Here is an 8,125-nt window from a genome sequence, read left to right as displayed (position 1 = left end):
GGGTAGATGATTGGGGTGAAGTCGTAACAAGGTAGCCGTATCGGAAGGTGCGGCTGGATCACCTCCTTTCTAAGGAGAGCTTCAAATTATACACTGTTCAGTTTTCTTTGCCCATGGGAGGCAAAGGAAGCCATGCCAATGGGGAACCCCAAGGTATGGCAGTAAAATAAAAAGAGTGGGGATATAGCTCAGTTGGGAGAGCACCTGCCTTGCAAGCAGGGGGTCATGAGTTCGAATCTCATTATCTCCACCAAACTAGAGAACAGAAAACAGGGGTCAGAGAACAGAAAAAGCTGCAAATCCTTACTTAGAAGTTGACTCTGTTAACTGTTGTCTGGATGTTGTACTTTGAAAACTGTATAATGTAAGGTGATAGAAAAGTGACCGAAAGGGTAACTTGAAGGAGACACCGGAAAGAAGACCGAGGAAAGAGCTCGAAAGAGGAGGAAAGAGAGGTCAAGCTATAAAGAGCGTAGGGTGGATGCCTGGGCACCAGGAGCCGAAGAAGGACGTGATAAGCTGCGAAAAGCTGCGGAGAGGCGCAAATAGCCTGAGACCCGCAGATATCCGAATGGGGGAACCCACCTGGCAGGAAAGAGCCGGGTACCGTTATGTGAATACATAGCATAACGGGGGGAGACGTGGGGAACTGAAACATCTAAGTACCCACAGGAAAAGAAAACAAAAGTGATTCCGTAAGTAGTGGCGAGCGAACGCGGAAGAGCCCAAACCGATCTAGCATGTCACATCTAGATCGGGGTAGAGGACCGGCGGGAAGCTAAGGAGAAGGTTAGCAGAATGAGCGGATGGAAAGCCGAGACCATAGAGGGTAAGAGTCCCGTATGCGAAAACCGGAAACTTAGGAGCCGTGATCCGGAGTACCACGAGGCACGAGGAACCTTGTGGGAAGGAGGGAGGACCACCTCCCAAGGCTAAATACTCCCTGGTGACCGATAGAGGAGGAGTACCGTGAGGGAAAGGTGAAAAGCACCCCGGCGAGGGGAGTGAAAGAGAACCTGAAACCCTATGTTTACAAGCAGTTGGAGGGCGTTAAAGCCCGACAGCGTACTTTTTGTAGAACGGTCCGGCGAGTTATGCAATGTGGCGAGGTTAAGTACTTAAAGGTACGGAGCCGAAGGGAAACCGAGTCTTAAGAGGGCGAAGGAGTCACATTGGATAGACCCGAAACCGGGTGATCTACCCATGGACAGGTTGAAGCGGGAGTAAAGTTCCGTGGAGGACCGAACCACGTGACCGTTGAAAAGGTCTGGGATGAGCTGTGGGTAGAGGAGAAATTCCAATCGAACTCGGAGATAGCTGGTTCTCCCCGAAATAGCTTTAGGGCTAGCCTCAAATTAATCTGTAGGAGGTAAAGCACTGAATGGGCTAGGGGCCTAACCGGGTTACCGAACCCTATCAAACTCTGAATGCCTACAGATGATGTTTGGGAGTCAGACTATGTGAGCTAAGTTTCATAGTCGAGAGGGAAACAGCCCAGACCATCAGCTAAGGTCCCAAAATGGCAGTTAAGTGGGAAAGGATGTGGTTCTGCTAAGACAGCTAGGATGTTGGCTTAGAAGCAGCCATACATTCAAAGAGTGCGTAACAGCTCACTAGTCGAGTGGGGCTGCGCCGAAAATTACCGGGGCTAAACTGCATACCGAAGCTGTGGATGCTGTATGTTTCTAATGGTGTATCTTATGTAGAGAAGAGGAGGAGGTAATTAGAACGAAAAGCAACCTTAAAGAAGAAATGAGATAAGAGCTTTTCGTCAAATTGGCTAAAGGCTAAAGAGCATAAGGTGTAGCATTAGAAACATACAGTATGGTAGGGGAGCTTACTGAAGGGGGTAGAAGTACGACCGGAAGGACGTATGGACCTAACAGTAGTGAGAATGCCGGAATAAGTAGCGAGAGTGAAGTGGAAATCTTCACCGTCGAAAGCCTAAGGGTTCCTGGGGAAGGCTCGTCCGCCCAGGGTAAGTCGGGACCTAAGGCGAGGCCGGAAGGCGTAGTCGATGGACAACAGGTTGAAAATCCTGTACTACCGTCACTTGGTAAGAGAGAAGCGGGGACGCAGGGGGATAGGATAAGCGGGCAGCAGGAAGAGTCCGTCCAAGGGAGATAGGTAGCCTGGCAGGGAAGACCGCCGGGTGTTCCGAAGGCCTGAAGGGGAGGGAAAAACGAGTACCGAAGTAACCGAATCCGCACTGACGAGAAAAGCCGCTATCGAGAGTGAAGGTACCCGTACCGCAAACCGACACAGGTAGGTGAGGAGAGAATCCTAAGACGAGCGGGAGAAGCGTTGTTAAGGAACTCGGCAAATTGACCCCGTAAGTTAGCGAGAAGGGGTGCCACAGGGATGTGGCCGCAGAGAATAGGCCCAAGCAACTGTTTAGCAAAAACACAGGTCTCTGCTAAATCGAAAGATGAAGTATAGGGGCTGACGCCTGCCCGGTGCTGGAAGGTTACGGGGAACTGTTAACTGAAAGGTGAAGCAGTGAACTTAAGCCCCAGTGAACGGCGGCCGTAACTATAACGGTCCTAAGGTAGCGAAATTCCTTGTCGGGTAAGTTCCGACCCGCACGAATGGCGTAATGACTTGGGCACTGTCTCGACAACGTACCCGGTGAAATTGTAGTACTTGTGAAGATGCAAGTTACCCGCGACAAGACGGAAAGACCCCATGGAGCTTTACTGTAGCCTGATACTGTGTTCCGGTATTCTTTGTACAGGATAGGTGGGAGGCGTAGAAGCGTGTACGCCAGTATACGTGGAGCCGGCGTTGGGATACCACTCTAAGAGTGCTGGGGCACTAACCGGATATCATAGAACTGGTATAGGGACAATGTCAGGTGGGCAGTTTGACTGGGGCGGTCGCCTCCTAAAAGGTAACGGAGGCGTCCAAAGGTTACCTCAGCGCGGATGGAAATCGCGCGTCGAGTACAAAGGCATAAGGTAGCCTGACTGTGAGACAAACAAGTCGAGCAGATACGAAAGTAGGGCTTAGTGATCCGGCGGTATGAAAGTGGAATTGCCGTCGCTCAACGGATAAAAGCTACCCTGGGGATAACAGGCTTATCTCCCCCAAGAGTCCACATCGACGGGGAGGTTTGGCACCTCGATGTCGGCTCATCGCATCCTGGAGCTGAAGTAGGTTCCAAGGGTTTGGCTGTTCGCCAATTAAAGCGGTACGCGAGCTGGGTTCAGAACGTCGTGAGACAGTTCGGTCCCTATCTGTCGCGGGCGTAGGATATTTGAGAGGCACTGTCCCTAGTACGAGAGGACCGGGATGGACAGACCGCTGGTGTACCAGTTGTACTGCCAAGTGCACGGCTGGATAGCTAAGTCTGGAAAGGATAAACGCTGAAGGCATCTAAGCGTGAAGCCGACCTCAAGATGAGATATCCCACACTCAGAGGCCAGAGGCCAGAAGCAAGAAGAGAGGATAAAAAAGAAAAATGCTAACGTTGTGTATCTGGCTTGCGGCCTCTGAGTGGTAAGACCGCATGAAGACTACATGCTTGATAGGCCGGGGGTGTAAGTGCAGCAATGCATTGAGCTGACCGGTACTAATAGGTCGAGGGCTTGACCAAAACAAAGGTAAGCGGTTGCTTTTCGAAGAACTTACATTATACGGTTTTGAGGGTATAACCCAAAAAGATTTCCGGTGGAAATAGCGAGAAGGACACACCCGTTCCCATCCCGAACACGGAAGTTAAGCTTCTCAAGCGCCGATGATACTTGGATGGCGACGTCCCGGGAAAGTAGGTCTCTGCCGGATATATGCCAAGGCTCTAACTGTAAAGCTTAGAGCCTTGATTTATTTTTAACATGAAAATAGTTGCAAGAAAATGAATTATATAATATAGTAAATTTAAGAAATTCAAAAAATTGTATAGTTTATAGGTATTACAAATGAAATTTATTAGAAAATGGTCTTATACTTATGCAAAATGTTTAAGTAGCAAATTGAACGAAAATCATGAAAAAAGGAGTATATATTACTTCGGTTTTCAAATAATAATAGGAGAGTTTGTAAAGCTTATTATCTTACTGGCATTAGCTATTCTTCTTGGAGTTATAAAAGAAACACTTATTATACTTACATTTTTTGTTATATTCCGTACTACTGCAGGCGGTTACCACATGGACACATATAATAAATGTATGGTTGCTTCGATAGTTATTTTTTTACTTGCCGGTTTATTTGTACACTATACATGGGAGAATTTGAATATACATACGATAGCCTTTCTTAATATTGCTACGTTTTTTACAGGATTATTTAGTTTTTATAAATGGGCGCCTGCTGATACGCCAAATAAACCGATAAAAAAGGAAGAAAAGATAAAATCACTGAAAAGAAAATCAATATTGATGTTATTTATAACGACAATAATAATCTTCTTCTTAATATTTAAAGGACTAATTCTTTATGCTATGGCAGCATGTATTGGCACACTTGTGGAAATATTCAACATAACTCCTATAGGATATTCCTTTTATGATATGATAAGTGGAAAGAAAGAACATTCCTTAAAGAATTCATAAAATAACTTTTGAAAAATCGCCAAAACAATCCCTTTAATAATTTCTTTGCAAAGAGTTTACAAAGAGTTAGTAAAGTATTAAAATAAAATAAAATAATTAAAGGTGATTTATTGATATGGATAAAATAGAATTAGTAAATAAAATAAACGAATTAAAGGAACAAAAGAAGGCAGTAATAGTTGCACACACTTATCAAAGGGATGAAGTGCAGGAAATAGCAGATATGGTAGGTGATTCTTTTGCATTAAGCAGGTATTGTGCTTTATCGGATGCAGAAGTTGTTGTGTTTTGTGGTGTGCATTTTATGGCCGAAAGTGCAAAAATACTTTCTCCGGGGAAAACAGTGCTTCTGCCTGAGAGAGATGCAGGTTGTCCCTTGGCGGATATGATAACTGCAGAAGCTCTGAGGGAGTTTAAAAAAAAGCATCCGGGAGCAGCAGTGGTATGCTACATAAATTCATCTGCTGAAGTAAAGGCTGAAAGTGACATTTGCTGTACCTCATCTAATGCAGTAAACGTTGTTAGATCTATAAAAGAAAAAGATATAATTTTTGTCCCGGATAAAAATTTAGGTAGTTATGTTGCCAAAATGGTACCCGAAAAGAATATAATATTATGGGAAGGCTTTTGTCCAACTCACCACAGGGTGAAGGCAGAGGACGTAAAAAAGGCAAAGGAACTTCACCCGGATGCACTTGTACTTGTCCATCCTGAGTGCAGGGCTGAAGTTATAGAAATGGCGGATTTTGTTGGAAGTACAAAAGCAATTATAGATTATGGGACAAAGAGCGGGCACAAGAAATTTATTATAGGGACCGAAATGGGAGTGTTGTACAGTTTAAGGAAAAACAACCCGGATAAAGTGTTTTACCTCCTTTCCCAGGGTTTTATATGCCCTAACATGAAAAAAACAACATTAGACAGTATATTTAATTCTCTTAATGAAATGAAATATAATATTGAGCTTAATGAAGATATAAGAATAAAAGCTTCAAAGGCATTGGAAAGGATGTTGGAGATTAGCTGAAGGGGGAAAAGAGGGAGCGTAATTGAGTGATTACAGGTATTTAATTGATTTTGACACAAAAAATATAGAAACGGATTTTTTTGATGTAATAATTATAGGAAGCGGAATTGCCGGTGTATATACTTCACTTGAGATACCGGAGAAGTATAAAATAGCTATCCTTACAAAAGAGACTTTGGAAATTAGCAATTCAGTCCTTGCCCAGGGAGGAATTGCTGTGTCTCTTGATAAAGGAGATTCTCCGGAATTGCATTTTAAGGATACCATTTATGCAGGTGCCGGATTATGTAATGAAGAAAGTGTTTGGGTATTAGTCTCTGAAGCTGCCAAAAATATAGAAAAACTGTGTAAATACGGGGTAAATTTCGATAAAAGAAACTCAAACGAACTTGCATTCGGCAGGGAAGCAGCCCACAGTAAAAACCGGATTATTCACGCAGGTGATACCACGGGGAAGGAAGTACTGGATAAACTTATTTCTGTTGTAAAGACTAAAGAAAACGTTAAAATAAAAGAAAGGACTTTTGTCATAGATCTCCTTACTGATAATGGTGAAGCTAAGGGGGTTATTGCCTATGATGAAGATTCATCAAAACTAAAAATATACCTTTCGCACGCAGTTGTATGTGCTACAGGAGGATTTGGACAGCTTTACGAGAATACAACAAACCCGGAAGTAGCAACAGGAGATGGAGCATGCCTTGCATACAGGGCCGGAGCAGAGTTAATGGACCTTGAATTTATCCAATTTCATCCCACTGTCCTCTTTCATCCTGAAAACAAAAGCTTCCTTATTTCGGAAGCAGTAAGGGGAGAAGGCGCTATTTTAAGAAACATCAACAAAGAACGGTTTATGCTCCGGTATCATGAAATGGCAGAACTTGCACCGAGAGATGTGGTTTCCAGGTCAATATTTATGGAAATGAAAAAAACGAACTCAGACCATGTCTATCTTGACATTACATTTAAAGACAGGGAATACCTGGAGAACCGCTTTCCAAATATATTCAGGACATGTTTAAATTATGGAATAGATATGTCTAAAGACTATATACCCGTTGCTCCTGCAGAACATTATTGTATGGGCGGAATAAGGACAGATATATATGGAAAAACCAATGTAAAGAGATTTTATGCCTGCGGAGAGGCTGCCTGTAACGGCATTCACGGTGCAAACAGGCTTGCCAGCAATTCTTTATTGGAGGGACTTGTTTTTGGCAGTAAAATAGGGACAGAGCTTTCGTCAGTTATAGAAGAGGCAGGGGGGAAGATACCTGAATATTCTGTAAAATATTCTACAGATAGGGTAAAAAAAGATATTAATAAAAAAGCAATCAGGAATGATGTAAAGAGGATAATGACGGAATATGTGGGAATCATAAGGAACAGAGAAGGGCTTATCCACGCTATGGGAAAAATTAACAAGTACCGGGAGCTATTAATGAATATGAGAAATACAGCGATAGAGGATTGGGAGCTTCAAAACATGGTGCTGTTGTCAAGCCTTGTTGTAGATTCTGCCCTCAAAAGGGAAGAAAGCAGGGGTGCCCATTACCGTTCCGACTTTAACAAAACCGATGATGAAAAATGGAAAAGAAATATAATTGTTAGTAAAACTTTATAATCAGAAGTTATTTAATTTTAATTGAAGAATAATCGAAGAAGAATATTTAAGTAGGAAAAGATACGGAAGGGAGATATTATGATTAACTGGTTAATTGTGGACAATATAATAAAAAACGCGTTAGAAGAAGATATGCCTTATGGTGATATAACCACCGACATTTTGATAGATCCTAAAGGTGTTTCCAGGGCGGAATTTATAGTAAAAGAAGATGGAGTGATAGCCGGACTTGATGTTGCCGGAAGGGTATTTGAATTATTAGATAATAAAGTAATATTTACAAAGATAATACAGGATGGTTCAAGTGTAAAAAAAGGCACTATAATAGCTGAAATTGCAGGAAATACCAGGGCACTTTTAAAAGGAGAAAGGACAGCGTTAAATATACTCCAGCGGTTATCGGGAATTGCAACAATAACAAGAGAATTTTGTAACAGGGTAGAAGGGACTAAGGTAAGTATAGCCGATACAAGAAAAACCACTCCCGGGATGAGGATGCTAGAAAAATATGCCGTCAGGATGGGAGGCGGTTCTAATCATAGATATTCCCTTTCGGATGGAGTGTTAATAAAAGATAACCACATTGTCGCAGCAGGTGGTATAAAAAAAGCTGTTGCTATGGTAAAGAAAAGCGTCCCCCACACTATAAAAATTGAAGTTGAGACAGAAACAATAGAACAGGTAGAAGAAGCTCTGGAAGCAGGAGCAGATATTATTATGCTGGACAATATGAGTTTGGATATGATGAGAAAGGCGGTAAAAATTATAGATAAAAAAGCTTTAGTAGAAGCTTCTGGGAATGTATCCCTTGACAATGTTTATGAAGTGGCCCTTACGGGGGTTGATATCATATCAGTGGGCAGTCTTACCCATTCTGTAAAATCATTGGATATAAGTATGAAGATAAGATGATAAGATGGC

The 8,125-nt window shown here is 42.7% G+C and carries 4 protein-coding genes, 1 tRNA gene and 3 rRNA genes; all 8 read left to right on the top strand.

Annotated elements, in window-relative coordinates; all coding sequences use genetic code 11:
• Positions 1-78: ribosomal RNA gene (locus HPY74_08990) — 16S ribosomal RNA — on the top strand; the annotation flags it as partial.
• 99 nt (positions 79-177) lie between these two features.
• Positions 178-253 (top strand) — tRNA-Ala (locus tag HPY74_08985).
• Between the two features lie 200 nt (positions 254-453).
• A 23S ribosomal RNA gene (locus tag HPY74_08980) occupies positions 454-3,597 on the top strand.
• 68 nt (positions 3,598-3,665) lie between these two features.
• Positions 3,666-3,783, top strand: a 5S ribosomal RNA gene (gene rrf, locus HPY74_08975).
• A 134-nt stretch (positions 3,784-3,917) separates the two neighbouring features.
• Positions 3,918-4,553 carry an accessory gene regulator B family protein gene (locus HPY74_08970; protein ID NSW90787.1) on the top strand — a complete coding sequence of 212 codons (636 nt, stop codon included), beginning with the start codon at positions 3,918-3,920 and terminating at the stop codon, positions 4,551-4,553.
• Positions 4,554-4,668: 115 nt separating this feature from the next.
• Complete coding sequence (nadA, locus tag HPY74_08965; protein NSW90786.1) at positions 4,669-5,580, top strand: quinolinate synthase NadA; 912 nt, start codon at positions 4,669-4,671, stop codon at positions 5,578-5,580.
• Positions 5,581-5,602: 22 nt separating this feature from the next.
• Positions 5,603-7,204 (top strand): L-aspartate oxidase, encoded by a 1,602-nt coding sequence (gene nadB, locus HPY74_08960; protein ID NSW90785.1) that lies wholly within the window; start codon positions 5,603-5,605, stop codon positions 7,202-7,204.
• Positions 7,205-7,282: 78 nt separating this feature from the next.
• Positions 7,283-8,116 carry a carboxylating nicotinate-nucleotide diphosphorylase gene (nadC, locus tag HPY74_08955; protein ID NSW90784.1) on the top strand — a complete coding sequence of 278 codons (834 nt, stop codon included), beginning with the start codon at positions 7,283-7,285 and terminating at the stop codon, positions 8,114-8,116.
• The last annotated feature ends 9 nt before the right edge of the window (positions 8,117-8,125 follow it).

This window comes from Bacillota bacterium (assembly GCA_013314855.1).
Classification (GTDB): Bacteria; Bacillota; Clostridia; order Acetivibrionales; family DUMC01; genus Ch48.
The sequence above is the reverse complement of the archived record's forward strand: the minus strand, read 5'-3'. Positions and strand labels throughout refer to the sequence as shown.

What these genes read in the sequence shown, in the direction of transcription:
- HPY74_08970 (NSW90787.1), top strand. Translation starts at nt 3,918, where the DNA reads ATGAAATTTATTAGAAAATGGTCTTATACTTATGCAAAATGTTTAAGT.
- nadA (NSW90786.1), top strand. Translation starts at nt 4,669, where the DNA reads ATGGATAAAATAGAATTAGTAAATAAAATAAACGAATTAAAGGAACAA.
- nadC (NSW90784.1), top strand. Translation starts at nt 7,283, where the DNA reads ATGATTAACTGGTTAATTGTGGACAATATAATAAAAAACGCGTTAGAA.